Source organism: Mycobacterium noviomagense (assembly GCF_010731635.1).
Classification (GTDB): Bacteria; Actinomycetota; Actinomycetes; order Mycobacteriales; family Mycobacteriaceae; genus Mycobacterium; species Mycobacterium noviomagense.
In genome coordinates, this window is record NZ_AP022583.1 from 4,712,947 (window position 1) to 4,739,757 (window position 26,811).

At 66.7% G+C, this 26,811-nt stretch carries 28 protein-coding genes; 12 read left to right on the forward strand and 16 right to left on the reverse strand.

The genetic code is table 11. From position 1 onward, the window contains the following. Positions 1-11: 11 nt before the first annotated feature. On the forward strand, positions 12-1,430 hold the full coding sequence (locus G6N15_RS22370; RefSeq protein WP_083090016.1) for an acyl-CoA carboxylase subunit beta: 1,419 nt from the start codon (positions 12-14) through the stop codon (positions 1,428-1,430). Between the two features lie 106 nt (positions 1,431-1,536). Here the strand turns inward: G6N15_RS22370 and G6N15_RS22375 are convergent, their stop codons facing one another. Further along, a complete protein-coding gene (locus tag G6N15_RS22375; protein ID WP_083090141.1) occupies positions 1,537-2,823 on the reverse strand; it encodes an IS110 family RNA-guided transposase in 1,287 nt (428 codons plus the stop codon). Positions 2,824-3,139: 316 nt separating this feature from the next. After that, the gene (locus G6N15_RS22380; protein WP_083089016.1) at positions 3,140-3,889 is read right to left on the reverse strand and encodes an SDR family oxidoreductase; all 750 of its coding nucleotides are present in this window, start codon (positions 3,887-3,889) and stop codon (positions 3,140-3,142) included. An 87-nt stretch (positions 3,890-3,976) separates the two neighbouring features. Here G6N15_RS22380 and G6N15_RS22385 point away from each other — a divergent pair, with 87 nt between their 5' ends. Then, a complete protein-coding gene (locus G6N15_RS22385) occupies positions 3,977-4,858 on the forward strand; it encodes a LysR family transcriptional regulator (protein WP_083089017.1) in 882 nt (293 codons plus the stop codon). On the opposite strand, the gene G6N15_RS22390 is transcribed toward G6N15_RS22385, so the two are convergent. The 6 genes from G6N15_RS22390 to G6N15_RS22415 form a co-directional block, all read right to left on the reverse strand. Further along, positions 4,859-5,947, reverse strand: coding sequence for an amidohydrolase family protein (locus G6N15_RS22390; protein WP_083089018.1), 1,089 nt, complete (start codon positions 5,945-5,947; stop codon positions 4,859-4,861). Next, positions 5,944-6,723, reverse strand: coding sequence for a class I SAM-dependent methyltransferase (locus G6N15_RS22395; protein WP_083089019.1), 780 nt, complete (start codon positions 6,721-6,723; stop codon positions 5,944-5,946). Before G6N15_RS22395 ends, G6N15_RS22390 begins: the two co-directional genes overlap by 4 nt. Next, the gene (locus tag G6N15_RS22400; protein ID WP_232070308.1) at positions 6,716-7,429 is read right to left on the reverse strand and encodes a TetR/AcrR family transcriptional regulator; all 714 of its coding nucleotides are present in this window, start codon (positions 7,427-7,429) and stop codon (positions 6,716-6,718) included. Before G6N15_RS22400 ends, G6N15_RS22395 begins: the two co-directional genes overlap by 8 nt. Before the next feature lie 79 nt (positions 7,430-7,508). Continuing rightward, on the reverse strand, positions 7,509-9,128 hold the full coding sequence (locus G6N15_RS22405; RefSeq protein ID WP_083089021.1) for an FAD-dependent monooxygenase: 1,620 nt from the start codon (positions 9,126-9,128) through the stop codon (positions 7,509-7,511). A 66-nt stretch (positions 9,129-9,194) separates the two neighbouring features. Beyond that, positions 9,195-10,727, reverse strand: coding sequence for a glycerol-3-phosphate dehydrogenase/oxidase (locus G6N15_RS22410; RefSeq protein WP_083089022.1), 1,533 nt, complete (start codon positions 10,725-10,727; stop codon positions 9,195-9,197). After that, a complete protein-coding gene (locus G6N15_RS22415) occupies positions 10,727-11,296 on the reverse strand; it encodes a TetR/AcrR family transcriptional regulator (RefSeq protein WP_083089023.1) in 570 nt (189 codons plus the stop codon). The genes G6N15_RS22410 and G6N15_RS22415 overlap by 1 nt, the downstream gene beginning before the upstream one ends. Before the next feature lie 41 nt (positions 11,297-11,337). On the opposite strand from G6N15_RS22415, the gene G6N15_RS22420 reads away from it, so the two are divergent. Continuing rightward, positions 11,338-12,918 (forward strand): FAD-binding oxidoreductase, encoded by a 1,581-nt coding sequence (locus G6N15_RS22420; RefSeq protein ID WP_083089047.1) that lies wholly within the window; start codon positions 11,338-11,340, stop codon positions 12,916-12,918. After that, positions 12,915-13,835: a diacylglycerol kinase gene (locus G6N15_RS22425; RefSeq protein WP_179961764.1), complete on the forward strand. Its 921-nt coding sequence runs from the start codon at positions 12,915-12,917 to the stop codon at positions 13,833-13,835. The genes G6N15_RS22420 and G6N15_RS22425 overlap by 4 nt, the downstream gene beginning before the upstream one ends. Here the strand turns inward: G6N15_RS22425 and G6N15_RS22430 are convergent. Together G6N15_RS22430 and G6N15_RS22435 are read right to left on the reverse strand one after the other, a co-directional pair. Beyond that, positions 13,816-14,328, reverse strand: coding sequence for a DUF3145 domain-containing protein (locus tag G6N15_RS22430; protein ID WP_083089049.1), 513 nt, complete (start codon positions 14,326-14,328; stop codon positions 13,816-13,818). The genes G6N15_RS22425 and G6N15_RS22430 overlap by 20 nt on opposite strands. A 103-nt stretch (positions 14,329-14,431) precedes the next feature. Beyond that, entirely contained in the window at positions 14,432-15,283 is an 852-nt protein-coding gene (locus G6N15_RS22435) for a serine hydrolase domain-containing protein (protein WP_083089024.1), read from the reverse strand. 139 nt (positions 15,284-15,422) lie between these two features. Between G6N15_RS22435 and G6N15_RS22440 the strand changes: the two genes are divergently transcribed. Both G6N15_RS22440 and G6N15_RS22445 read left to right on the forward strand, forming a co-directional pair. Then, positions 15,423-16,508, forward strand: coding sequence for an S-(hydroxymethyl)mycothiol dehydrogenase (locus G6N15_RS22440; RefSeq protein WP_083089025.1), 1,086 nt, complete (start codon positions 15,423-15,425; stop codon positions 16,506-16,508). Further along, on the forward strand, positions 16,505-17,122 hold the full coding sequence (locus tag G6N15_RS22445; RefSeq protein WP_083089026.1) for an MBL fold metallo-hydrolase: 618 nt from the start codon (positions 16,505-16,507) through the stop codon (positions 17,120-17,122). Before G6N15_RS22440 ends, G6N15_RS22445 begins: the two co-directional genes overlap by 4 nt. Positions 17,123-17,224: 102 nt before the next feature. On the opposite strand, the gene G6N15_RS22450 is transcribed toward G6N15_RS22445, so the two are convergent. Next, positions 17,225-17,956: an SHOCT domain-containing protein gene (locus G6N15_RS22450; RefSeq protein WP_083089027.1), complete on the reverse strand. Its 732-nt coding sequence runs from the start codon at positions 17,954-17,956 to the stop codon at positions 17,225-17,227. 119 nt (positions 17,957-18,075) lie between these two features. On the opposite strand from G6N15_RS22450, the gene G6N15_RS22455 reads away from it, so the two are divergent. Continuing rightward, positions 18,076-19,032: an SDR family oxidoreductase gene (locus G6N15_RS22455; protein WP_083089028.1), complete on the forward strand. Its 957-nt coding sequence runs from the start codon at positions 18,076-18,078 to the stop codon at positions 19,030-19,032. Positions 19,033-19,158: 126 nt separating this feature from the next. Then, positions 19,159-19,605, forward strand: coding sequence for a hypothetical protein (locus G6N15_RS22460; RefSeq protein ID WP_083089029.1), 447 nt, complete (start codon positions 19,159-19,161; stop codon positions 19,603-19,605). On the opposite strand, the gene G6N15_RS22465 is transcribed toward G6N15_RS22460, so the two are convergent. The 3 genes from G6N15_RS22465 to G6N15_RS23645 form a co-directional block, all read right to left on the reverse strand. Beyond that, positions 19,602-21,362, reverse strand: coding sequence for an Hsp70 family protein (locus G6N15_RS22465; RefSeq protein WP_083089030.1), 1,761 nt, complete (start codon positions 21,360-21,362; stop codon positions 19,602-19,604). The genes G6N15_RS22460 and G6N15_RS22465 overlap by 4 nt on opposite strands. An 82-nt stretch (positions 21,363-21,444) precedes the next feature. Continuing rightward, positions 21,445-22,470 (reverse strand): NAD(P)H-dependent amine dehydrogenase family protein, encoded by a 1,026-nt coding sequence (locus G6N15_RS22470; protein WP_232070505.1) that lies wholly within the window; start codon positions 22,468-22,470, stop codon positions 21,445-21,447. Next, positions 22,364-23,023 (reverse strand): cytochrome b, encoded by a 660-nt coding sequence (locus G6N15_RS23645; protein WP_332107677.1) that lies wholly within the window; start codon positions 23,021-23,023, stop codon positions 22,364-22,366. Before G6N15_RS23645 ends, G6N15_RS22470 begins: the two co-directional genes overlap by 107 nt. Between G6N15_RS23645 and G6N15_RS23435 the strand changes: the two genes are divergently transcribed. The 4 genes from G6N15_RS23435 (at position 22,964) to G6N15_RS22490 (ending at position 25,382) form a co-directional block, all read left to right on the forward strand. Further along, a complete protein-coding gene (locus G6N15_RS23435; RefSeq protein ID WP_232070309.1) occupies positions 22,964-23,212 on the forward strand; it encodes a catalase in 249 nt (82 codons plus the stop codon). The genes G6N15_RS23645 and G6N15_RS23435 overlap by 60 nt on opposite strands. Positions 23,213-23,334: 122 nt before the next feature. Then, the gene (locus tag G6N15_RS22480) at positions 23,335-23,748 is read left to right on the forward strand and encodes an MmpS family transport accessory protein (protein WP_139797942.1); all 414 of its coding nucleotides are present in this window, start codon (positions 23,335-23,337) and stop codon (positions 23,746-23,748) included. A 46-nt stretch (positions 23,749-23,794) separates the two neighbouring features. After that, a complete protein-coding gene (locus G6N15_RS22485; protein WP_083089033.1) occupies positions 23,795-24,013 on the forward strand; it encodes a hypothetical protein in 219 nt (72 codons plus the stop codon). Between the two features lie 85 nt (positions 24,014-24,098). Continuing rightward, on the forward strand, positions 24,099-25,382 hold the full coding sequence (locus tag G6N15_RS22490) for a cytochrome P450 (RefSeq protein WP_083089034.1): 1,284 nt from the start codon (positions 24,099-24,101) through the stop codon (positions 25,380-25,382). Between the two features lie 73 nt (positions 25,383-25,455). Here G6N15_RS22490 and G6N15_RS22495 read toward each other — a convergent pair whose 3' ends face one another. Both G6N15_RS22495 and G6N15_RS22500 read right to left on the reverse strand, forming a co-directional pair. Beyond that, the gene (locus tag G6N15_RS22495) at positions 25,456-25,743 is read right to left on the reverse strand and encodes a hypothetical protein (protein WP_179961765.1); all 288 of its coding nucleotides are present in this window, start codon (positions 25,741-25,743) and stop codon (positions 25,456-25,458) included. 154 nt (positions 25,744-25,897) lie between these two features. Further along, complete coding sequence (locus G6N15_RS22500; protein ID WP_163748226.1) at positions 25,898-26,359, reverse strand: hypothetical protein; 462 nt, start codon at positions 26,357-26,359, stop codon at positions 25,898-25,900. Between the last annotated feature and the right edge of the window lie 452 nt (positions 26,360-26,811).

The following is a 26,811-nucleotide window of genomic DNA, read 5'->3' on the forward strand; positions in this document are numbered from 1 at the left end:
GAGACCTGTTCATGACGACGATGGCCCCCGAGGCGGTTGGTGAATCACTCGACCCCCGCGATCCGCTGCTGCGGCTGTCGACGTTCTTCGACGATGACAGCGTCGAGCTGCTGCATGAGCGGGACCGCTCCGGGGTGCTGGCCGCCGCGGGCACCGTCAACGGCGTGCGCACCATCGCGTTCTGCACCGACGGCACCGTGATGGGCGGGGCGATGGGTATGGAGGGCTGTACCCACATCGTCAACGCCTACGACACCGCCATCGAGGAACAGAGCCCGATCGTGGGCATCTGGCACTCCGGTGGTGCCCGGCTCGCCGAAGGCGTGCGCGCGCTGCACGCGGTCGGTCTGGTGTTCGAGGCCATGATCCGGGCGTCGGGCTACATCCCGCAGATCTCGGTGGTGGTCGGCTTCGCCGCCGGCGGCGCCGCGTATGGGCCCGCGCTGACCGACGTCGTCGTGATGGCGCCGGACAGCCGGGTCTTCGTCACCGGCCCCGATGTGGTGCGCAGCGTGACCGGCGAGGACGTCGACATGGCGTCGCTGGGCGGCCCTGAAACGCACCACAAGAAGTCCGGGGTGTGCCACATCGTCGCCGACGACGAGCTCGACGCGTACGTGCGCGGCCGGCGCCTGGTCGGATTGTTCTGCCAGCAAGGGCATTTCGACCGCAGCAAGGCCGAAGCCGGCGACATCGACCTGCACGCGTTGTTGCCGGAATCTTCCCGGCGCGCCTATGACGTGCACCCGATCGTGCACGGGCTGCTCGACGACGGCACGTTCGAGGAGTTCCAGGCCAAGTGGGCGCCGTCGATGGTGATCGGTCTGGGCCGATTGTCCGGACGCACCGTCGGGGTGCTGGCCAATAACCCGCTGCGGTTGGGTGGCTGCCTGAACTCGGAAAGCGCCGAAAAGGCAGCGCGTTTCGTGCGGCTGTGCGACGCGTTCGGGATTCCGCTGATCTGCGTGGTCGACGTGCCGGGCTATCTGCCCGGGGTGGACCAGGAGTGGGGCGGCGTGGTGCGCCGCGGCGCCAAACTGCTGCACGCGTTCGGCGAGTGCACGGTCCCCCGGGTCACCTTGGTGACCCGAAAGATCTACGGCGGGGCCTACATTGCGATGAACTCGCGCTCGCTGGGCGCCACCAAGGTGTTCGCGTGGCCCGACGCGGAGGTCGCGGTGATGGGCGCCAAGGCGGCCGTCGGGATTCTGCACCGCAAGAAGCTGGCCGCCGCACCCGAGCACGAGCGCGAGGCGTTGCACGACCAGCTGGCCGCCGAGCACGAGCGCATCGCAGGCGGCGTCGACAGCGCTATCGATATCGGTGTGGTCGACGAGAAAATCGACCCCGCGCACACGCGCAGCAAGCTGACCGAGGCGCTGGCTGAAGCGCCCGCGCGCCGCGGTCGCCACAAGAACATCCCGCTGTAAGGGCGAGCAGACGCAAAAGCCCCCCATTTCGTGCCGAAATGGGGGGCTTTTGCGTCTCACTCGAAAATGAGGCGACCCCTTGCTGATGAGTCGCTGGCATTAGGTGTTAGGCGGCTTGGGTGGGTGGCTCGAGGGTGACTTTGTATCCCAGGCTCTCCAATTGCTTGATGGCTCGTGCCTTGGCTTTGCCGGGCTGGTGTCGGGTGTAGTAGTCGGGGCCGGGATCGCGGTAGAAGGCGCCGTTGGTCAGCATGTTCCAGGCGTCGGTGAGCATCTTGTGTTCGATGGAGACTAGGGCGATCTGGCCGGCGATCGACATACCGGCGGTTTTGTCTCTGCGCGATTGGGCGGCCCGGCGCCGGCCGGCGATGCGCCGGTAGCGGATGCTGTAGTAGGTGTCTTTGGTGCGAGCGGCCGACAGGGCTGCCACGCCGAGCGCGGCTTTAAGGTGACGGTTGCCCGGGCGGGTGGCGCCCGATTTGACCCGGCCTGCTGACTCGTCGCAGCCCGGCACCACCCCGGCCCACGACGCCAGGTGCGCGGCGGTGGGAAATACGCTCATGTCCGCACCGGTTTCGGCGATGAACACATCGGCCACCAGCCGCGACCAGCCCGGGATGCTCATCAGCAACTCCCGGATGGGTCGAAAGGGAGCGATCGCCTCCTCGATGCGTGCATCCAGGCGGGCGATATCGGCGGTGTGGGCATCGATGCGATCCAAATACAACCGCACCATAAAGGCGTGATGCTCGGTGAACCGTCCGCGCAGCGCCTCGGTGAGCGCTGGGATCTTTTGACGCATCCGTTGTTTGGCCAGATCAGCGAGGACCACCGAATCGCGTTGGCCGGCGATCAGCGCTTCTAGCATTGCCCGCCCGGAGACTCCGACGATGTTGGAGGCCACCGCGGAGAGTTTGATTCCGGTGTCTTCGAGCAGCTTCTCCAGCCGCTGAATCTCTTTGGTGCGCGCCCGGGTGATGGTGGTGCGAGCCCGGGTCAGATCGCGTAACACCCGAATCGGCTCCGGCGGCACAAACGAGGCGCGCAGCAGCCCGTGGGCGCCCAGATCGGCCAGCCACGCCGCATCCGAGACATCGGTCTTGCGCCCGGGCACATTGCGCGCCGCCTTGGCATTGACCAGCATCACGTTCAGCTGGCCTTCGAGTAGGTAGTAAAACGGCTTCCAGTAATCGGAGGTGGATTCGATCACCACACAGGACACCCGCTCAGCGAGCAGATGCTCGCGTAACGCCAGGATCTCGCCGGTGGTCGACCCCCACGTACTGACCGTTGTCGACGTGCCACGCCGCCCTCGGCCCTGAACCCGAACGCAGACCTTCGCGTCTTTCTTCGACACATCAATGCCCGCGCACCGCGGATGGATCACCTCCATGGCCGATCACACCCTTTCCGTCCAGATATCTTGTGGTGGAGCGTGTTTCGGAGAGGGCGAAAACAAAACAGGAGTCTCACTCACGTGCTCACAGGCAACAATCCACCGCCCCCGCACAACCACCAGGGGGTGCCCTCCAGCCACCAAGCTGCTCGCCGTGCTCACCGGCAACACAGACGCAACGGGGTCACCGAAACACCCCTAAAGCGTCAACCCGCACCGGCCCGCGAAGCAACCACCCACCCAGCCGAACTGCCAGTGCTAATTTTCATCTTCCACCGCGGGGCGAAGCCCCCCTGGCAGCTGCTCGCCACACCTAACGCGTGGTGTAGCCGCCGTTGGCGAAGATGGTCTGGCCCGTGATCCAGTGGCCTTCGTCGGCTAAGAACACGACCAACGGCGCGATGTCCTCGATGCGGGTCAGCCGGTTGCCCATGGCCTGCGACTTGTGGAACTCGACGCGCTCCGGCGTTTCCTGCGGGTAGAAGAACGGGGTGTCCATCGGGCCGGGCGCCACGTTGTTCACCGAAATCAGGCGCGACGCAAACTCTTTGGCCGCGGCCCGGGCGAAGTGCTCGACTGGGCTCTTTGCGCCGGCATACGTCGAGTAACCGTCGGTGAATGCGCCCAGCAGCGCGGTGACGATCGTGACCACGGAGCCGCCGTCGTTCAACCGCTTGCCCGCTTCCTGCAAAAAGAAGTACGCCGCCTTGGCGTTGGTGTCGAACATCGAGTCGTATTCGGCCTCGGTGGTTTCGATGATGGGCTTGCGCAACACCTTGCCCACGGTATTGACGGCGATGTCGACGCCGCCGAACGCATCGACGGCGGCGTCGAACAGTGTCTTCACATTGGCCGGCTTAGTGAGATCGCCCCGCACTTTGATCGCGTTGACGCCGGCATCCTGTGCCGCCGCGACTGTCTTGTCGGCGTCCGGTTCTGACGACGGGCTGTTGTAGTGCACCGCGACGTTGACGCCTTTGTCGGCCAGTGTCGTGCTGATCAGCCCACCGAGGTTCTTGGCTCCCGCCGCTATAACTGCTGATTTGCCTGTCAAGTTGCTCATGGCACTGAACCTAGGCCGTAGTACCACAAATGGGAAACAGTGTTTGATGGGGTTCCAACAAGTATTGCTTGTAGCTAGGCTGGTTCGATGGCTGACACCGCGGCACCGGATCTGCGCCGCCTGAGCCATTTCATCGCGGTCGTCGAGGCCTCGGGGTTCACCCGCGCGGCCGCCCAATTGCACCTGTCCCAGCAGGCGCTCAGCAGCTCAGTTCGCCAGTTGGAAAAGGAGATCGGTGCGACGCTGATGGTGCGGGCCGGCCGCCGGCTCACGCTCACCCCGGCCGGGCAGACGTTGCTCGACGAGGGGCGCACATTGCTCGCGGCGGCCAGGACCGTCACGCAGCACACCCGAGCCGCGGCCGTCGCCGAACCCGAGGAGTTCGTCGTCGGCCACTCCCCTGCTATCAGCAGCGCGGAGGTGTACGGGCTGCTCGCGCCCGCGATTGCGGCCGCGCCCGGCACGTCGTTCACCGTCGTGCAGCTGTTTCCTGACCGTTTGGTGACGGGCGTGCACGAGGGCAGCGTCCATCTCGGGTTGCGGCGAGGCGTCGTGCCGCAGGATCGCTTGGCCAGCGCCGTCGCCCGCTACGACATACTTCGTGTTGCGCTACGCAGCGACCATCCGCTGGCCGGCCGCGAGCGCGTCGCGGTCGCCGAGCTAGCCGAGGAGCCAATTGTGCTCTGGTCACCGCCCGGCGCGTCGTATTACAGCGACTTCCTGGTCAACGTCTGCCGGCGTGCGGGTTTCGAACCGAGATACCGCGTGACGCGGGTGCAGGGCTGCCCGCCGGAGGTGGCACCGCTGACCGACGACGCCGTCGCGTTCGTGACTTCGGAGCCGGGACCCGCGGTCGGCGGGGCCGTCACCGTCATCGATATCGACGGGCCGGTATTGGTGCCGCTGCAAGCGCTATGGCAACCGCACACCAGTTCAGCGGTTCGTGATCTGGTATTGGCGCATAGGTAATTAGCCGACGAGGGCTGAGACGAGCGCTCTGCCCAGTTTCGATTTGGCCCGGCTGCGTAATCGATACCAGGCTGCTCCCACTCCTGGACGCACGCGGCTGGATTGCTGATTGCCAAGTCCCAAAAGGATTTCCGCCGTGCCGTGGGCGAAGCGTTCTTTGTCGCTCGCGGAAAGGTCGCAACGTTCAAGGAATTCCATCGCGGTGAAGTTGTCCTGGAACGGGTAGTCGACGGAAAACATCAGGTTCCCCAGGCCCAGCATGGAGCGGGCGCAGTCGAACACCGGTACGTCGAATACCCCACTGCTTGTCATATAGATGTTGTTGCGCAGGTAATGGCCGACGCTGTTGCGCGACTCGGCGCCGAGCAGCCAATTGGCCATCGTCACGCCGGCATTGAGCCGGGTGAAGCAGTAGGGCAGCAACTCGCCCAAGTGCCCGATGACGATCTTCAAGTTCGGGTGACGGTCGAACGCCCCTGCGCAGATCAGCCGCAGCACGTGCGTGCCGGTCTCCACCGGCCAACCCCAGGTGGGCACCAAGGCCGAGTCGAACGGTGCGTAGTAAACATCTGATATCGCGGTCGGTGGATCGGTGGGATGGAGATAGATGGGAACGCCCAATGCCTCCGCCGTGCCGAGAAGCACGTCGTACGACGGGTCGTCGAGGTAACGGCCGTTGGTATGCCCGTTGATCAACGCACCCTTGAACCCGAGTTCGCGGACGGTCCGCTCCAGCTCGTCGGCGGCCTGCGCCGGCGCCTGCGTCGGCAGCATGGCAAAGCCGGCGAGCCTGTCCGGGTACGACGCGATTGCGTCGGCGAGCCAGTCGTTGACTTCGCGGCACACCGCAACCGCCAACGCAGCCTGGTCGTCGGCGAGGATCTGAACACCGGGCTGCACGTGCGAGAGCACCTGCACGTCGATCCCCGCCGCATCCATTGCGCGAACACGCTCGGCCCCAACGTCGCTGAGCCGAGCCTTGATGGGCTGGTATCTCCGCCGCAACGACTCGGGATACAAGTCCCACACTCGTGGATGCAAAAACGCCTCTTCGAGCGCCACCACTCGCGAGACGCACTTTGCGGTCACCAGCCAGTCCCTGGCTTCGTCGCCGTGACGGCGTGGGTGCGGATGAGCGGCAGACCCCACCAAGCGCGCCACCCGAGATCTTGACGCTCGACGTTTTCCATGCCGCGCTGCCGTAACCGCTTGGCATACAGCCGGGTGAAGCCGATGTCGGCGATGACGAGGCGACCGCCGGGCCGCAGCACCCGGACAGCCTCATCGATTGCCGACCGTCGTGCGTCGTTGCCCGGCAGGTTGTGGATCGCCAGGCTGCTGACAACGACATCGAAAGACTCGTCAGGGAACTGCAGATCGGTCATGTCGCAGGTGTGTAGCTCGATGCGGTCGGCCACACCCTCGGCTTCGGCGTTGGCTACTGTGGCCTGCACACAGTTGCCGGTCTGATCCGGCCGCCAAATGTCTACTCCCACAGCGCTTCCACGCGGCAGCAACTTCGCGGCCGCCAATAACACCGCACCGCGTCCGCAGCCGAGGTCGAGCACGCGTTCGTCGCCGCGCAGGTGCAACCCTGTCAGCAGGCGCGCCCACACTTCGAATTTCCCGCGTCGGCTGAACCGCACAATGCCGGCCCCTGCGCCGACAAGCACAACGGCCACCACAGCCGTCGTGACTCCCGCGATGACGCGTCCGCTGAGCAGCCACCGGACGGCCAAAACCGTTCCGGTAATGCACAACAGCGCATACGACGTGAACACCACAGGTGCGGGAATCAGGCGGTAGTCGCCATCGATCCCGTATTGCCCTCGCGGGCGCGCAAGGTCAACAGCCAGTTCAGTCATCCTGATCGCCTCCGTATGCCGTGGCCCGGTAGTCGCGGGCAAGCCGGTCGAATATCGGAATGGCCTTGGCAGCAGCGCGTTTCACCTGTTGCCTGTCCGGCGTGTCGGCCGGCTCGAACGCGCGGCGCACAGTGTCGGCGAGCTGGTCGGCCTTCTGGTCGAGGGTCAACCGGATGCCCGGCGGCAGAAACGGCTCGGCGGCGAAGAAACCAAAGACGATGTTCGGCAAGGTGTAGTCGAGATCTGTTGAGCGCACATCGGCACGCAGCATGCCCTCGGCGGCGAGCACTCCCAGATAATCTCGGTTGACGCCAAGCTTGGTTTCCTCGAGCTGGCGATGATTCGCCGAGGCGAGGAATGTGTCGAGGGTGTCGCTGTCGCGGGTGTAGAGCGCCCGAAGCACAGGACGGCGCATCGCTTCGACGAACAGCCGCCGCAGGTAGCGGTGCAGCGCCACTTCGGCGGGGTTGTTTTGCATCGCGCCGATGACCGCCTCCGTCATCCCCGCGGCTTCGCGAGCGCTGACGGCGTGGAAAAGCTCCTCGCGAGACCGCCAGTGCAAATACACCGTTCCCTTGCCGACCCCGGCCCGACGAGCCAGCTCATCGATGGTCACCCGCCGATAACCCCAGCGGAGCAGCAGCTCACGGGCGGTATCAAGAATCCGGTCGGCCCGCTGCACGCGATCGACCCGAGAACGCTCCACGGTGACCAAAGTACAATATTGGTCATTAGTCATCAAGACGTGTCGCCCGCGGCACGGTCAGGGTGGATCGGCGCGGCGATCAGGCTCGGGCAAGGATGATCGAGAGAGACTTGCGCAACTGGTTTTCGGGGTCAGCGGGCAACTTCTCCGAACGCCAGCCGATGAAATCGTCCGGGCGCACCAACAGCGCCCCGTCGGGCGAGAGCCCGGTGGTCGCCGCCCACGCGCCGTCAGGATCGGCCGCGTCGCCGTCAGCGCCGATGCGCTGCACGGTGATCGGCACTCCTAGCGCACCCGACACCGACGCCGCGGCATCGGACCATGCGGCACCGTCATCGCCGGTCAGCAGGGTGAACCCAGAACCGAGCAGGTCGAGAGTCGAAATCTGATTGCCGTCACGATGCACCCACGCATGCGGCACTCGGGTTCCGGGTTGTCCGTGCAGTTCGTCGACCAATAGCACATCATCCGGGTTCGTTGGGGCAGGCTCATCGGAAACGACTGCAGCCGAGCGGTATTGGTAGCCAATCAGGAGCGCGAACATCGGCGCCTCCTTGTCCGGCGGCAATTGCGGCCGGTTGTCGTCCAACCGCAAGAAGGCAAGTGACGGGCCGGTCAGCGACTGGCGAGCGTTGAAGCGCCCGACCGGATGGCGCTCGGTGTGGTAGGTATTCAGCAGCTCGGGCCCGGCCACGCCGTTCAGGACGGCGGCGAGCTTCCAGCCCAGGTTGTCCGCGCTTTGGATGGCCGTGTTGGCTCCCCCGGCCTTGAACGGCGGCATGGTGTGTGCGGCGTCGCCGACGAGAAAGACTCGACCGCATTGGAATTGGTCGGCCACCCGTTCGTACGGTTGCCAAGCAGCGACGTCGACGATCTCCACGTCGATCTGCTCGCCGATTGCCTTGATGAGTATGTCCGCACAACGCTCCCGAGTGAACTGCTCGACAGTTTCACCTTTGTCGGGGAAGTAGGTGGTAATGAATAGGCCGAAGTCGCCCTCGACCACCAGGAATATGCCCTCCACGTCAGCGTTTTTGACTTGTACGCCATCCCCATCCCCTAAGTGCGGCACGAACTTGCGCCAGGGCGCCCGGAAGTAGATGAAGACGACGAAGATCGGCACCGCGCCGTACCCCGAAGTGGTGATGCCAAGCGAGTCTCGCACCGGGCTGTGCACGCCGTCGGCGGCGACGACGTACTCCGCGCGTATCGTCTCAGTTACTCCCGAATCCCTATCGCGCACAACCGCTGTCACACCCTCGCTGTCCTGCTCGAACGATGACAACTCCGTCCCGTAGCGCACTTCGTTGCCATGCCGGCGGCTGTCGGCCAGCAGCATCGGCTCCAGTCGGCTCTGCGGTAGATACTGCGCGGACGGCTCCGGGCTCAGTCCGTCGAAGGGCGCGAAAATAGCGTTGATGTCCATGCCCGTTTCTTCTTCGGCGCTGTTGAGCGTTGGCTTGACGACCAGGTCCGAAACGTGCTCTGCGACCGCATGGGACTCGTCACCGAGCCCCAACCGCCGCAGGATCTCCAGGCTGCGGAAACTCAGGTTGCGAGCTTTCGGATAGATGAAGACCTCACGTCGCTTTTCCACCAGCAGCGAGCGGACCCCGTGCTTGGCCAGCAGCGCCGAGGTGGCGAGCCCGGCGGCTCCGGCGCCGACGATAAGGACAGGAACGCGCATGACATTGGCCATCGCTCACCTCACCATCCAGAAAGTGATAGTTACTATCATATAGTAGCGGCTATCGGTTTGGGATGGCTAGCTGAACGCGGCCACGAACTCGTTCGCCACGTCGACAGTCCGCTCGCGGTCCGCCGGCACCAAGCCGATGCGGGTCCGACGGTCGACGATGTCCTCGACGGTCAGTGCACCTTCGTGGGTCACCGCGTATTCGAACTCCGCGCGGATCACGTCGATGCCGTCGGCGACCGGATCGGTCGGACGCTCGCAACTCGCGGCGGCGACGACACTGGGCGCCTCTGCCCCGTAGCGCGCGACCAGCGATGCCGGCAGCCCGGTAGCCGGCCGGGCGGTCGATCCCGGGTTGGCCGGCGCGCCGACCAGTGGCAGGTTGCGGGTCCGGCAGGGACGGGCGGTCAGGCCGCGCGACCGGATTGCACGGTCGAGGACGTCCTGCGCCATGTATCGGTATTCGGTGAGCTTGCCTCCGATCACGCTGATGACACCGGAGGGCGAGTCGACGACGGCGTGTTCGCGTGAGATGTCCGCGGTGCGTCCCGCACCGGTGTCGACCAGCGGCCGCAGCCCGGCATAGGAACCAATGACGTCGGAGGGGCGCAACGCGGTGCCCAGCGCGGTGTTCACCGTGTCGAGCAGGAAGTCGATTTCGCCCGGAGTCGGTTGCGGCACATCGGGAATCGGGCCGGGCGCGTCTTCGTCGGTCAGCCCGAGGTAGACGCGGCCCAACTGCTCGGGCATGGCGAACACGAAGCGGTTGAGCTCACCGGGTATCGGAATAGTCAGCGCCGCAGTGGGATTGCCGAAAGCCGCGGCGTCGAAGACGAGGTGCGTGCCGCGGCTGGGCCGCAGCCGCAGCGACGGGTCGATGTCGGCCGCCCAGACCCCCGTCGCATTGATGACGGCGCGCGCGGAGACGTCGAAGGATCCGCCGCTGCGATGGTCGGTCAGCCGCACCGACGTGCCGGTGGCCTGCGATGCGGCCACATAGGTGAGAATCCGGGCCCCGTACTGTGCCGCGGTACGCGCCATCGCGGTGACCAGTCGCGCGTCGTCGATGAGCTGGCCATCGTAGGCCAGTAGACCGCCGTCGAGTCCGTCGCGCCGCACGGCAGGAGCCATGTCGATAACGCGCTGTGCCGATATACGGCGCGAGCGCGGCAGGACAGATCCCGGCGTGCCCGCCAGCTTGCGCAACACATCACCGGCCAGGAATCCGGCGCGCACCAGCGTCCGCTCGGCGTGGCCCATCGTCGGCAGCAACGGCACCAGCTGCGGCATCGCCCGCACCAGGTGAGGGGCGTTGCGTGCCATGAGGATTCCGCGTTCGACCGCACTGCGCCGGGCGATGCCGAGGTTTCCACTCGCCAGGTAACGCAGGCCGCCGTGCACCAGCTTGGAGCTCCACCGGCTGGTGCCGAAGGCCAGATCGTGCTTTTCAACCAGCGCCACCCGCAGGCCCCGCGCCGCAGCGTCCAGGGCGATCCCGGTGCCGGTGATGCCGCCGCCGATGACGATGACGTCCACCGGTGCGCCGTCGGCCAGCGCCTGCAGGTCGGCGGTGCGGCGGGCCGCGTTCAAAGCGATGGGCATCAGGACAGATATCCGTTCAGTGAGTAGGCCAGTTCGGCACTGAGCGCGTCGGCGCCGAGAATCGGCCGGACGATGCGTGCGGACTGAATCGTGGACTGGGTGATCAGCAATACCATCGCGGCAAGCTGGCGGGGGTCGCCGGAGCGCACGCTGCCGTGTCGCTGTGCGGCGCACAGCTCGTCGGCCAAGGCGTCGATCAGTAGCCGCTGGCTGGTGCCCAGGCGTTCGGTGATGTATACCATCGCCAGCTCCGAGCGCAGCACCGCCATCACCAGCTTGTCGCGCCGCAGTCGTTCGGCCACCGCCACGATCCGGTCGACCAGTGCCTCACGACCTGCACCCTGTGCCGGCACGTCCCGCGCTGCGGCGGTGATGTGCCGGGTCAGCAGCTCGGCCAGGATCGACCGGGTGTCGGGCCAGCGGCGGTACACGGTCGGCCGGCTGACTCCGGCCCGGCGCGCAATTTCAGCCAGCGTCACGCGTTCGACCCCGAAATCGCGCACACAGCTCGCCGCGGCCTGAAGTATCCGGTCACCGGTGTCGGCAGGCGCATTACTGATTGACAGCATATGTAATACTGTAACGCATGCCTGACGAGCTGCTGCCGCCGATGAAGTGGAACGCGTGGGGCGATCCTGCTGCGGCCAAACCGCTGTCGGAGTGGATCCAGTCGCTGCTGGAACAGGCTCTGGCCGTGAAGGATTCGGGCGCAACTGAGCTGCCCGCGGACCAGGTGCGGCTGCGCCCGAGCGCGCTGGAGCAGGGCGACTATGACGCACTGGCGGCGATCGTCGGGCAACAGTACTGCCGCGTCGGTGACCGTGACCGGTTGCTGCATGCCGGCGGCAAGTCCACCCTGGACTTGCTGCGCCGCAAGAACACCGGCGTTCAGGACGCACCCGACGCGGTGCTGCTGCCCGGCGACGACGACGAGGTAGCGGCGACCCTGCGGCATTGCTCCGAGCGCGGCATCGCCGTCGTTCCCTTCGGTGGCGGCACCAGCGTGGTGGGTGGGCTCGACCCGGTCAGGGGGCAGTTCAACGCCGTCGTGTCGCTGGATCTGCGCCGCTTCGATCGGTTGCACGCGCTCGACGACGTGTCCGGTGTGGCCGAACTCGGTGCCGGCGTCACCGGCCCGCAGGCCGAGCGACTGCTTGGCGAACACGGCTTTTCGCTCGGGCATTTTCCGCAGAGCTTCGAGTTCGCCACCATTGGCGGCTTTGCGGCGACCCGTTCGTCGGGCCAGGACTCGGCGGGCTACGGCCGTTTCGACGACATGATCCGCGCGCTGCGAGTCGTCACCCCGGCGGGCGTGCTGGAGCTGGGCCGGGCACCGGCGTCGGCGGCCGGACCGGACCTGCGGGAGTTGTTGATCGGCTCGGAGGGCGTGTTCGGCGTTATTACCCGGGTGCGGCTGCGGGTGCACCGCGTGCCCGAGGCCAGCATCTACGAGGCATGGTCGTTTCCGGACTTCGCCACTGGAGCCGCCGCTTTGCGCGCCGTCGCCCAAACCGGCACGGGGCCAACCGTCATCCGGCTTTCCGACGAAGCGGAGACCGGGGTCAACCTGGCCACCACCGATGCGATCGGCGAGCAGCAGATCACCGGCGGCTGCCTGGCCATCACCGTGTTCGAAGGCACCGCGGCGCACGCCGAAAGCAGGCATGCCGAAACACGATCCCTGTTGCAAGCGCACGGCGGCACGTCGCTGGGTGAGGAGCCGGCGCGGGCTTGGGAGCGCGGCCGGTTCAGCGCGCCGTACCTGCGCGACTCGCTGCTGTCGGCGGGCGCGCTGTGTGAGACCCTCGAGACCGCCACCGACTGGTCGAACATTGCGCCGCTGAAGGCTGCGGTCACCGACGCGCTGACGGCCGCGCTGGCCGAATCCGGCACGCCGGCGCTTGTGCTGTGCCACATTTCGCACGTGTATGCCACCGGCGCTTCGCTGTACTTCACCGTCGTGGCCGGGCAACGCGGCAACCCGATCGAGCAGTGGCGCGCCGCCAAGGCCGCGGCGTCCAAGGCGATCATGGCCACCGGCGGAACAATCTCCCACCACCACGCCGTGGGCGCAGATCACCGGCCCTGGATGCGCGACGAGATCGGCGACCTGGGCGTGCAGATCCTGCGGGCCGTCAAGAACGCGCTCGATCCGGCTGGAATCCTCAACCCCCGCAAGCTGATTCCGTGAAACGTCAGCGCGACATCAGCCAGGTGACCGTGCTGACCAATCCGGCCTCAGGGCACGGACACGCGCCGCATGCCGCTGAGAAAGCCGTCGCGCGGTTGCAGCAGCGGGGGGTCGACGTCGTCGAAATCGTCGGGACCGATGCCGGCCACGCGCGCCGACTGGTGGATGAGGCCCTCGAGCGCGGCACAGACGCAGTGGTGGTCGTCGGCGGCGACGGTGTGATCGGCCTCGTGCTGCAGACGTTGGCGGGCAGCGACATTCCGCTGGGAATCGTGCCCGCGGGCACGGGCAACGACCATGCTCGCGAATACGGGATTCCCAAGGACCCGGTAGCCGCCGCCGATATCGTCGCCGACGGGTGGACGGAAACCGTCGACTTAGGAAGAATCCGCGACCGCGCCGGTGGCGTCACGTGGTTCGGCACCGTTGCCGCGGCGGGATTCGATTCGCTGGTGACCGATCGGGCCAACCGGATGCGCTGGCCGCGCGGACGGATGCGCTACAACCTCGCGATGCTTGCGGAGCTGTCGCAGTTGCGGCTGCTGCCGTTTCGGCTGGTGTTCGACGGCAAAGAGGTCGTCACCCATCTGACGCTGGCGGCATTTGGCAATACCCGCAGTTACGGCGGCGGCATGCTGATTTGCCCCCATGCCGACCACGCCGACGGCCGGCTCGACATCACGATGGTGCACACGGCATCGCGAGCCCGATTGGTCCGCTTGTTCCCCACCGTGTTCAAAGGAACCCACGTCGACCTCGACGAGGTGAGCACGGCACGCGCACAGTCAGTCGATGTTGAGTCGCCTGGTATCAACGCCTACGCCGACGGTGAGTACGTGTGCGCACTGCCGGCTGAGATCAGCGCGGTCTCAGGCGCGCTGCACGTGCTTCGGAAAACTAGCCCACTCCCTGGCTGAGCCAGGTCACTTCGCCGACGTCGCCGCCGTCGCGGTACACCTCGAGCGCTTCGTCCCACGCGGTGCCCAAGGCGGAATCCAGTTCGGCGGCCAGCGCGTCAGCGCCAGCGGCCATCATCGCTCGCAGCCGCATCTCGCCGACCATGATGTCGCCGTTGGCGCTCGTCGTCCCGCTCCACAGTCCTAGCTGCGGGGTGTGGCTGAACCGCTGACCGTCGACGCCGGGGCTGGGATCCTCGGTGACCTCGAAGCGCAGCACCGACCAGGAGCGCAGCGCGTTGGCCAACCGGGCGCCGGTGCCGACCGGGCCGACCCAATTGGTCACCGCGCGCAGCTGTCCCGGCATCGCCGGCTGGGGGGTCCACTTCAGGTTCGCCGGGGCGCCGAGGGTCGACGACAACGCCCACTCGACATGGGGGCACACCGCCGCCGGCGAGGCGTGGATGTACACCACGCCGGTCGTCGCGTCGGCGAATTGGTTCGACGCACGCATCTGCTGCTCCTTCGGCTCCACGAGGGACGTCTTCCCCAACGACCTGGTGAACCCGATGAGCAGGCTGCGAATGAACCGCCAGATGAAATTGTGCCTTGCGTGTCTATTGTGCCTCTTGATGCCCCTGTTGCGCTAGTGTGCGGTGCTGGGAAATTACTGCGTCGGATATCGCGGGCCACAGGGGCAACGCCCAGTCGCCGAAATCGCGGTCGGTCAGCACTACCAAAGCCAGGTCAGCGTCCGGATCGGCCCAGATGAAGCTGCCCGATTGGCCGAAATGGCCGAATGTCCGCGCCGAGTTGGATGCGCCGGTCCAGTGGGGCGATTTGGCGTCGCGGATCTCAAAACCGAGGCCCCAGTCGTTGGGCCGCTGCACGCCATATCCGGGCAGCACTCCGTCCAGACCGGGAAATTGCACGGTGGTCGCCTCGGCGTGCATCTGCGCCGAGACGGTCGCCGGGCGCAGCAGGTCGACTGCAAAGGCCGCCAGGTCGGCGACCGTCGAGGTGGCGCCGAAGCCCGCCACCTCCGCGCCGCCGTCCAGCCGGGTCGCGGCCATCGTCAGCGGCTCGAAGACCGCTTCGCTGAGGTATCGAGTGAACTCGATGCCCGATGCCTGCTCCACCGCCTCGGCCAGCACGGTAAAGCCCTGGTTGGAGTACACCCGTCGGCTGCCGGGCTTGGCCAGTATGTGGTCCGAGTGCATCGCCAGCCCGGACGCGTGCGCTAACAGGTGGCGAACCGTGGAGCCGGGTGGGCCGGCCGGAGTGTCCAGCTCGACGACACCTTCTTCGATGGCGACCTGCACCGCGCGGGCCGCCAAGGGTTTGGTCACCGACGCCAGCGCGAATTCGCGGCCCGTGTCGCCGTGGCTGGCCAGGGTGCCGGACGGTCCGACGACCGCGGCGGCGGCGGTTGAGACGGGCCAGTCGTCGAGTGCATCGAGTGCAGCCATCGCGACAGAGCCTATCGACGACTGGTCAGCCCACCGAGACTGCGCCTACGGCGCCAAAATCGCGGTCGATCAAGCTGTCAGCGCAGAATCGACGCCACCACCGCAGGCTCGGCGAACGTCCGGGGATAGGTTTGAGCGCATGAGTCAGACAGTGCGCGGCGTGGTTTCACGCAAAAAGGGTGAGCCGGTCGAGTTGGTGGACGTCGTCATTCCCGACCCTGGTCCGGGTGAAGTGGTGCTTGACGTCACCGCCTGCGGGGTGTGCCACACCGATCTCACCTACCGGGAGGGCGGCATCACCGACGACTACCCGTTTCTGCTCGGCCACGAAGCCGCCGGCACCGTCGAGGCGGTCGGGCCGGATGTGACCGCAGTGGAACCCGGCGACTTCGTGATCCTGAACTGGCGCGCGGTCTGCGGTCAGTGCCGGGCCTGCAAGCGCGGCAGGCCACACCTGTGCTTCGACACCTTCAATGCCGAACAGAAGATGACGCTGACCGACGGCACTGAACTGACCCCTGCCTTGGGCATCGGCGCGTTCGCCGACAAGACGCTGGTGCATCAAGGCCAATGCACCAAGGTCGATTCCGCGGCCGACCCTGCGGTGGCCGGGCTACTTGGCTGCGGCGTGATGGCCGGGATCGGCGCTGCGATCAACACCGGCGGCGTCACCCGCGACGACACTGTCGCGGTGATCGGCTGCGGCGGGGTCGGTGACGCCGCGATCGCCGGCGCGGCGCTGGTCGGGGCCCGGCGGATCATCGCCGTCGACACCGACAACACCAAACTCGAGTGGGCCCGCGGGTTCGGCGCCACCCACACGGTCAACGCCCGTGACGCCGACGTCGTCAAGACCATCCAAGAGCTCACCGACGGGTTCGGGGCCAACGTGGTGATCGACGCGGTGGGCCGGCCGGAGACCTGGGAACAAGCCTTCTACGCCCGCGACCTCGCGGGAACCGTTGTGCTGGTTGGGGTTCCGACACCGGAGATGCGCATCGACATGCCACTGCTGGACTTCTTCTCCCATGGCGGAGCGCTGAAGTCGTCGTGGTACGGCGACTGCTTGCCCGAACGCGACTTCCCCACGCTGATCGACCTGTATCTGCAGGGCCGGCTGCCGCTGGAGAAGTTCGTCTCCGAACGCATCGGGCTTGGCGACGTCGAGGAGGCCTTCCGCAAGATGCACGGCGGTAAGGTGCTGCGCTCGGTGGTGATGCTGTGATCGAGCGGGTGGTCACCCACGGCACGTTCGAACTCGACGGCGGCAGTTGGGAAGTCGACAACAACATCTGGATCGTCGGCGACGATTCCGACGTCGTGGTGTTCGACGCCGCCCACGTTGCCGAACCGATTGTCAAGGCCGTCGGCGGCCGCAATGTGGTGGCGGTCGTGTGCACCCACGGTCACAACGATCACGTGACGGTCGCTCCGGAGCTGGGCAAGACGCTCGACGCGCCCGTACTGCTGCATCCGGCCGACGATGTGCTGTGGCGGATGACCCATCCGGACGAGGGGTTTCGCGTGGTGTCTGACGGGGATACCGTGCAGGTAGCCGGCACGGAGTTACGGGCGCTACACACACCCGGCCACTCCCCCGGTTCGGTGTGCTGGTATGCCCCCGACCTCGGTGCGGTGTTCAGCGGCGACACGCTCTTCCAGGGTGGGCCGGGCGCGACGGGACGCTCGTTCTCCGATTTCCCGACCATCCTGGCGTCGATCAAGGATCGCCTCGGCACGCTGCCTGCCGACACGGTCGTGTACACGGGGCACGGCGACACCACCACCGTGGGCGGGGAGATCGTCCACTACGACGAATGGGTGGCCCGCGGCCACTGACCCTTTCCGCGAGCGTGCGCAAAATGCCAGCCGTATCGGCGTGTCGGCGTGCAAACACCTTCGTAAGCGGCAGACGTGAGGTGGCCCGCGGCCGCTGAAGACCTAGCGCCCGTCGAGGATGCGGCGTTTCTCCGCCTCGAACTCCGCTTCGGTCAAGGCGCCCGAATCCCGCAGCGCCGCCAAGTTTTTCAGTTGCTCGACGCGAACGCCTTCGTCGCTGGGTGCGTACAAGACGTCGGGCGCAGACGTGGCGGCAGCCACCGGCTGTTCGGTCGCTACCCGGTGTGACCGCCGCCGAACCCGGGCCGACCACCACAGCGCGCAAACCAGGTTCACCAGGCCAAGCACGGCCAACAGGGCGAACACCCACACCAGCTGGCCGTGCGAACTCCGCTGACCGAATGCCAGTCGCGGGCTGATGAACCCGCCGACTTGCCCGCTGGCTTTGACGTAGTAGGTGCCCTCGACCGGAACCTGCACCAACCACACCCGCCGATGTGCGTCATTGTTGATTGTCGTTGTACTGCCGAAGCTTTCGGTCACGGCCGGGTCCGCGACACCGGCGGGCGGGATGAGCGTCATCGTCAGCCGCGGCACCGGCAGGCCACTGCCGCTCGGACTCGAGATCACCCGAGTGTGGAAACTGACCGTGACCTCGCCCGCCGGCAACCGCAGGCTGCCCGACCCGGGGACAGGCACCTCGCCGTAGGCGTTGTATTTGTCCATCACGAATGCGTTGAGCATCAGGGTGGCTATGACGCCGACGACACCCACCACCAGCGTGACGATCGACATGGTAAGCCCGATCCGGGTCGCGGCTTTTGCACCGGTCATCGCCGCAGTTTGTCACGGTTAGCCGAGCGCCGCTGCGCAGGCTACGTCCGCACCGCTTTTTCGTGCAGCCATGCGTGTGCGGCGTTATGGTTCGCCCCATCCACACACAAGGAGCAGTCATGGCCACCAATCTCGCGGTCACCGTGCCCGACCTGTCCGGGAAACTCGCCGTCGTCACCGGGTCGAACAGCGGCCTCGGTTTCGGCCTGACGCGTCGGCTGGCTGCGGCCGGCGCCGACGTCGTCATGGCGATCCGCAACCGCGCCAAAGGCGAGGCGGCGATCGCCGAAATCCGGGCGACGGTCCCCGACGCCAAGCTGACCATCAAAAACCTGGACCTGTCGTCGCTGGCCAGCGTCGCGGCGCTGGGCGAGGAGCTCAACGCCGAGGGCCGCCCCATCGACATCCTGATCAACAACGCCGGCGTGATGACTCCACCGGAACGCGACACCACCGCCGACGGATTCGAATTGCAATTCGGCAGCAACCATCTCGGACATTTCGCACTGACCGGGCACGTCTTGCCGCTGTTGCGCGCCGCCGAGCATGCGCGCGTCGTCTCGCTGAGCAGCCTGGCCGCACGCCAAAGCGGCAAGATCCACTTCGACGACTTGCAGTTCGAGAAGTCCTACGCGGCGATGCAGGCCTACGGTCAGTCGAAGCTGGCGGTGCTGATGTTCGCCCGTGAGCTCGACCGCCGCAGCCGCGAAGCCGGGTGGGGCATCATGTCCAACGCCGCGCACCCGGGTTTGACCAAAACCAACCTGCAGATCAGCGGCCCATCCCACGGTCGCTCCAAGCCGTCAGTGATGGAACGCTTGTACAAGCTGTCGTGGCAGCTGACGCCGTTTCTGTGGCAAGACATCGCCGAGGGAATCCTGCCCGCGCTCTATGCAGCGGTGTCGCCGGACGCCGAGGGTGGCGCCTTTTACGGACCTCGCGGTGTCTACGAACTTGCAGGCGGCGGAGTCAAACCGGCCAAGGTGCCTGCGCGGGCCCGCAACGACGCCGACAGTCGGCGGTTGTGGGAGATCTCCGAACAGCTCACCGGCGTCAGGTATCCAAATTCGAACTGACCACCGGGCAACACGGCATCTCCCATATACCCGGAAAATGGCGATTCGTTTTGAGGGTAGGGCCCAGCGGGTAACGTCACCACCACGGGCCGGGCAAGTGTCATCACTCGACAGGGGGACACGATCATGACCGCTCACGAGGGCGAACAAGGCGACGGCGAAAAGCGCGACGAGGCACGCGACGACGCCGAGCAGCCACAAGAGGAATCCGATCAGTCGGAGTCGTCCGACGAGGGCAAGCAAGATTCAGATCGGCCTGAGCCGTCCGAAGAGGGCAAGAAAGAAGTCAAGCGGATGGCGAGCGCCTACGAAGACCGCCCAACAGCGGTGATGCCCGGCACGGACAAGACGATCACCGGCACGGCGGTCCACGAGTGGCTCGACGACGAGGGCAACCCGAAATTCGGCGACCCGGATGAGCACCCCTTCGCAGAAGACAGCGGTCAAGAGGGCGACCAGAAGGACGGCGACCAGAAGGACGGCGACCAGCAGGAGGGCGACGAGAAGGAGACCGCGGAAGCGGCCGATAGCTCCGAGGACCGCCCCGACCAGGAGCGCGAGCCCTCGAACTAGCCGGCTTGTCCGCCGGAACCCGGTCCCGGCTGCAGGAATCCCGGAACACCCGGAATTCTCGGGATAGCCGGAGCTACTGGCGCTGGAGCCGACGTCGTCGTCGGCGCCTGAGTAGTTGTGGCTGTCGAGGGCTGGGTAGTCGTCGGTTGTGTTGTCGTCGGTTGTGTTGTCGTCGACTGCGTTGACGACGGCGGTGTGGTCGTCGACTCCGTTGACGACGGACTCGACGATGACTGGGTCACCGTCGTGGTGTCGGTGCTGGAGCTTTCGGTCGAGGGAGCCGATGTTCCCGTCGACTGCGGCGTCGTGCTCACGCTGGGTGACGGCGTCGTCGGAGCGCCGCCGCCGGAGGTGTGCCGCAGCGCAATCATGATCGCCGCGGCCAACGCCAGCACCACCAGAGCCGTGCCTATGACCAGCACCGCCGGCCGTCGATACCACGGGACGACGGGTCGGCGGGGTTCGGCCGGGCGTTGCGGGCGGTCGATCCGTGGCGGCTGTGCGGTCGCCGGACTGACGTTGTGCGGTGCCGGGTATTCACCGGTGCTGATCGGCATGATGCCCGAATCGTCGTCGGCCTCTGACCACGCGAGCGCCGGCGCGCCGCCGGACTCGGGCGCGGCCTCGGCCATCATCGTTGGATCCGCCGCCTCCGCGAAGGGATCCACTGCCGCTGCCATCGTGGGAGCCACTGCCGTTGGACTGTCGTCGGCTGGGCCACGCGCGGCCCGCAGCGCCGCGCCGATCGCCGCCGTCAGGTGCGGCCGCGGTGCGGTGATGACGGGTACCCGCAGCTGCGACAGTGCAGTGGTGACGGCCGGGATATTGGCTCCACCGCCCACCGCGGCGACTGCGGCGAGATCGGCGCCAATTCCGTTGCCTGCCATGGTTTGTCGGATCGCGGCGACAAAACCGTCCAGTGGCTGGCGGATCACGTCGTCGAGCTCGGCCCGGGTCACCTGGATGTCGCCGCTGAACCCGGGCAACTCGGCCGACAGCGTGGCTACCGTGCTGGACGACAGCTGTTCCTTGGCGCTTCGGCATTGCGACCGCAGCCGGGTCAGCGAGCCGATCGCTGAGGTGCCCGCGGTGTCGAACGAACCCTCCGCCGACAGGGTGGCCACAACATGGTTCAGCAGCGCCTGGTCGATCTGGTCACCGGAGAAGTCGCTGTGTCGCACGGTGGGAACGACAGGCTGGTAACCGTTGGCGGCGTCGACCAGGCTGAGGCTGGTGCCGGTGCCGCCGAAGTCGCACACCGCGATGACCCCGCGGGCCGGCAGGCCGGGGTTGGCCTGCAGCGCGACGAGCGCCGCGGCCGCATCTGACGCCAGCACAACCGGCTGCGGGCCACGTGACCATTCGGCGACACGGCTCAACGCGGCCCGCAACGCCTCCACGGCGGGCGGCGCCCAGTGCGCCGGGTAGCTCACCGCCACAGCCTCCGGCAGCGCCCGTCCGCCGGTTGCGGTGTAGGCCAGTACGCGTAGCGCGTCGGCGACCAGCGTCTCCGGTCGGTGTGTCGAGCCGTCGGCTGCCACGATCCCGGCCGGATCTCCGATCTTGTCGACGAAGTCGGTGATCACCAGGCCGGGCTCGGTGAGGTTTGGGTTTTCCGCTGGCACACCGACTTCGGGCGGACGACCCCGATACAGCGTCAGCACCGGTTTACGGGTGACGGCACGGTCGGCGGTGACCGCGGCCAGGTTGGTGGCACCTATCGACAGGCCTACCGCCGGGCGTTCTCCGTTTGCCATCTCTTCCTATCCAGTCGTGGGCATGCCGCCGCACACCGGCCACCAATTTATAGGCAGCGCTGCTGGGCACTGCACGGGCGCGTCAGCGAATGGTGCCGGCCCCGGCGATCAGCGGAAGGTCCAGCGCGGTGACCCAACCGGGAGACAAGTCGTTGACCGCCGGGACAGCGTTGAGTGCACGCATTCCCGTGGCCAGGCATCCGGCTGTGGCGGCGTCACGCCCGGATCCGTCGGTGAACCGAAACGCGGTCTCCTGGGAGACGCTTGGCGTTCCGTCGATGTCCACGCGGTAGACGTCGTCCTGGGTTCCTTTGGGCCAGTCGGGCGCGGCGTCGTGACCGATGCGGTTGACGTGTTCAAGCTGGATGCGGGTTTTGCCCTGGTAGACGCCGTTGATGGTGAACCGGACCGCCGCGACTTGTCCGGCTTTGATGACGCCCTTCGCCGTCTTGCGCTCGGTGGGAGTCACCCACTTGTCCCAGGTGGTGGTGATCTCGTCGAGCATGATGCCGGCGGCGTGGGCGATCATCGGGACCGTGGCGCCCCAGGCGAAGACCAGCACGTCGGGGTTTTGCAGCACCGGCTGGAATTCGGGTTCGCGGCCGATGCCCATCTCGTTTTCGTAGTCGCCGGTGTAGTTGGTGTAGTCGAGCAGCTCGGAGGCTTTGACCTTGCGCACTTCTGAGCACACCCCCATCAGCGTCATCGGCAACAGGTCATTGGCGAAACCGGGGTCGATCCCGGTGGTGAAACACGACGACTCCCCCAGCTCGCAGGCCTCCGTGATCGGCTGAATCCAGCTGGGCGGGTTCAGGTGCATGGTCGGCCACACCCAGGGCGTCATCGCGGTGGAGCACACGTCGATTCCGGCCCGCAGGAACCGGGTCATCAGCGCGATGTTGTCCTGGGCATGCGCTGCCGTGGGACCGTAGTGCACCAGCGCGTCGGGCTTGAGCGCGATCAGCGCGTCGACGTCGTCGGTGGCGGTGATGCCGACGGGTTCAGGCAGGCCGCAGATCTCGCCGACATCGCGGCCCACCTTGGCGGGGTTGCTGACGCCGACCCCCACCAGCTCGAACAGCGGGTGCTTGACGATCTCGGCGATCACCAGCTTGCCGACGAAGCCGGTACCCCACACCACGACGCGTTTGGACATCAGCCGCCTTCCGTCTCGCCACCCCGATCACCCTAAGCGGGCGGCCCCGGCGACGGGCCGGAGTCAGCGCGAACGTCATCCGGGACAGCATCCCGTCGCGCAGCGTCACCGTATGCAGCATGATCGCCGAAACGTGCGCGGCGATCACCACCAAGAGGGCATAGGCGACAATCGAATGGCCCTGCCGCAGTAGCCAAAACAAGTGGGCGTCAAACGGCGCGATGCGCGGAAGGCGCACCGATCCGAGCACGACGACCGGGCCGCCGCCGGCCGACAGCATGGCCCACCCGATGAGCGGCTGGATCGCCAGCAACGCGTACAGCGAGACGTCGGACACGACGACAAGCCTGCGTTCCAGCGGCCCCACGGTGCTCGGCAGGGCCGGGGTCCGATAAGTCAGCCGGTTGCCAATGCGGACCAAGGGCCCGCGCGGTTGACGCCGCAAGTGCTCATCGACGGTTTTGCCAAGGTATTCGGCCGGCAATCTGGCTTCCGCAAGAATCACGCCAAGGGCCTCGCGGTTGCCGGCTACTTCGACGGCAACGGCGACGGCGCCGAGCTGTCCAAGGCGGCGGTGTTTCGATCCGCGCGCACCCCGGTGATCGGTCGATTCTCGCTCGCCCAGTACCGTCTACGGCCCTTGGGCGGCGTCGGTTCAACCGCAGGTCACTGCGGCGGTGACGTTCATCGATAGATCATTGCCGGTTTCGCGAACATTCAGCTTGCCGTCGTCTCCTCGGCCGGGACGGCCATGCGAGCTTACTTTGCGAAAACACGCAGATACGGCGGCGCCTCGTGCCACGATGTAACACCACTATGACCAGTCCACCGTCACCACAGGGGCCGTGGAGCAAGCGTCGCACTGGGGCCTCCATCGTGTTCGGGATAGCCGTCGCGTTCTCAGCCGTCGCGGCCGTCGGCGGAGGCACTGCCGGCGGTGCCGCAGCGGATCGCCCGCTTTCCCCACCGAGCGACGAAACGATCCGCTACCAAGTCAGCGGCAGCCCGGGTGCGGCCGAATACGTCACCTACGCGATCGAGTCCCACCAGCAGTACGAACCGAATGTGCCCTTGCCCTGGACGAAGCAGTTCCGCGCACCGATCGGTCGAGTGTATGTACTCAGCGCACAAGGCCCTGGGTCGATGACCTGCACCATCTCGATCAACGGCACAGTGGTGAGCACCATGACAGCCACGGGCGCGCCGGCCAGAGCCGCCTGTTCGCACTAGCCTCCTCTGCTAGGCGCGGGCGCGCCGCCAGGCCATACTCGCGGATATGGCTTTCAAAGTGTGGCTTCGCGACGACGACCCCGCGGACCGTGGCGACAGCGACGTATACGAGTTCCTCAGCGGGGGCGTCCTCGGTGTTCACTACGCCGAACCGGGCCGCTGGTCCGACTACTATCCTCCTGCTGTCTGGACCCGCATCGCAGCCGAGCCCAACCACCGGCCCGGCGAGCCGCTGGACCGCTCCATCGGACCGGACTTCGACTGAACGGTCGACTGCCTTCGCCTCCGACATCCGACAATGGCGGTTAGGCTCGCGACAGTAATTTCCTCATCGACGGAGGGCAGTCGCCATCGGTATTGCGACTCGAATCAACGGCACGGCGCCGCCTGAGGTGCCGCTCGCCGACATCGACCTGAGCTCATGGGAATTCTGGGCGTATGACGACGACGTTCGCGACGGAGCGTTCGCCACGCTGCGACGTGAGGCGCCGATCTCGTTTTGGGGCGAACCGGTCCAGCCCGGATTCGAAGAAGGCGCCGGGCATTGGGCGCTGACCAAGTTCGACGACGTGTTCTATGCCAGCCGGCATCCGGAGACTTTCAGCTCGTATCCCAACATCACGATCAACGACCAGCCGCCGGAAGTCGCCGAATTCTTCGGCTCGATGATCGCGCTGGACGACCCGCGGCACCAGCGGCTGCGCTCGATTGTCAGCAGAGCCTTCACGCCCAAAGTGGTGGCGCGCACCGAAGCATCGGTACGCGAGCGGGCGCACCGACTCGTCGAGTCGCTGATCGCCAACCACCCCGACGGCAAAGGCGAGGTGGTCGGTGAGCTGGCCGGGCCGCTGCCGTTGCAGGTGATCTGCGACATGATGGGCATCCCCGAGGAGGACCATCAGCGAATCTTCCACTGGACCAACGTGATTCTCGGTTTCGGCGACCCGGATCTGGCAACCGATTTCGAAGAGTTCACCACGGTGTCGTTGGAGATCGGCGCGTACGCCACCGCGCTCGCCGAAGACCGCCGAGTCAACCCGCGCGACGACCTGACAACGAGCCTGGTGCAGGCCGAGGTCGACGGCGAGCGGTTGACGTCGGCCGAGATCGCGTCGTTCTTTATCCTGCTGACGGTGGCCGGCAACGAGACGACCCGCAACGCGATCAGCCACGGGGTGCTGGCGCTGACCCGCTATCCCGAAGAAAAGGCGAAGTGGTGGGCCGACTTCGACGGTTTGACGCATTCGGCGGTCGAGGAGATCGTTCGATGGGCCTCGCCGGTGATCTACATGCGGCGCACGCTGACTCACAACATCGAATTGCGCGGTGTGCCGATGGCGGCCGGCGACAAAGTCACGCTGTGGTACTGCTCGGCCAACCGCGACGAGTCGAAGTTCGCCGACCCGTGGACCTTCGACGTGACGCGCGACCCGAACCCGCACGTCGGCTTCGGCGGTGGCGGTGCACATTTCTGCCTGGGCGCCAACCTGGCGCGCCGCGAAATCAGCGTCATGTTCGACGAGCTGCACCGCGAGATACCGGACATCGTCGCGACCGAGGAACCGGCGCGTCTGCTCTCGCCGTTCATCCACGGCATCAAGACGCTGCCCGTCGCCTGGACACCGCCGAGCTGAAGTGGCTTGCTGTTGCGCGCAATGACGTCGACGATGGCCGACTGACAGCGGTGGGCTTACCGCACCACGGTCATCAAAACCCGGGCGGCGGTGGCGGTGCAGGCGGCGGCGGTGCAGGCGGTGGCGGCGCCGGCGGTGGCGGCGGCCCGAACGGACCACCCGGTGCCGGCGGTGGGGGCGCCGGCGGTGGCGGTGGCGGCGCAAATAGACCACCCGGCCCGGGCGGCGGCGGCCCGGGCTGACCCGGCCCCGGCGGCGGCGGAGGTGGGTCCGCATTCGCCACAGCGACACCGAAGCCCGCTGCGGCCATGCCAAGGGCACCCGCGAGCAATGAACCCGCTATTGCCTGTTTGATTTTCATACTTGACGCCTTTCTCCTGCGTGGTAGTCGGTTTGGTTACCGGCGGCACGACACGGATACCGCGAGCGGCGGTGGCCGTGCCGGGCCTCGGCGCGAAGCGCGCTGGTGGGCCCGGCCAGAAGTGATGTGATCGTCCTCTCCGCTGCGGATGGGATCACCGCTGCGGGGACGCCGGCGAGGTAGCCGGCGCGGGCTGGGGTGCCTCCGGCGGTGGTGCGGGCGCCGCGGCGCCGGGTCGCGGCAACGGCCAATTCCCCGGCGGTGGCGCGAAAGCCGGTCCGGGCGGTGGCGGCGGGGCGCCCCACGCGCCCGGCGGCATCACCCATCCGGGCGGCGGCGGTGGTGCCATGTCGAACGGAGCGGGCGGCGGCGGGCCGGCAAACAGCATCCACCACACAGGAAGCAAGGTGGCGGTCAAGATCGCCCCGGCGATCAGCCCGGCCACGCCCGTGCCAACTGCCACGCCGACGGGATGGCGTCGCACGATCGATGGTGTAGGCGCCGGCGGCAAGGTCACGGTCTGATCGGCAGGAGCTGTCGGTCGAGACTCAACAACGCGGCGCGGGTGTTCGCCGGTCGAGTCAGGTGTGCCTTCTAGTCGTTGCTCGTCGGCCATCGCGCCCTCCATATCTGCGGCTCTTTGCGGCCCCGAACGTAGGAAGCGAATCTGAAACCAACCTGAAGAGTTAGCGGCGCAGCTTCTTTCCTATTCCGTAACCCCTTGGCAACGGGCGACCGCCGAGGGCGCCCACTGTCCCGGTACACGAAAGCCGGTCCACGCGTTCGGCATCGAGCATGACGGCGGCCGACAACGATCTGCGACGACCACACGGAGCGTCAATGCCAGCAAACGCGTGGCTTTTAAGCCATGGCCTGCGACGTCGTCGAAATGCAGCTCGCCGGTTCGCCGGCGTGGACGAGGTGTCGTGGTTTCAAATCGCGGTGAACCGATACCGGTGGTCCTGTCCGACAAGCGCATTCGCAGTGCTGATCTGCTGCCCAGGCAACCGGCGGGCATCTCGCGGCCGTCTGCCCACCGAAATCGGGCGACATGTGGCGAATACGACT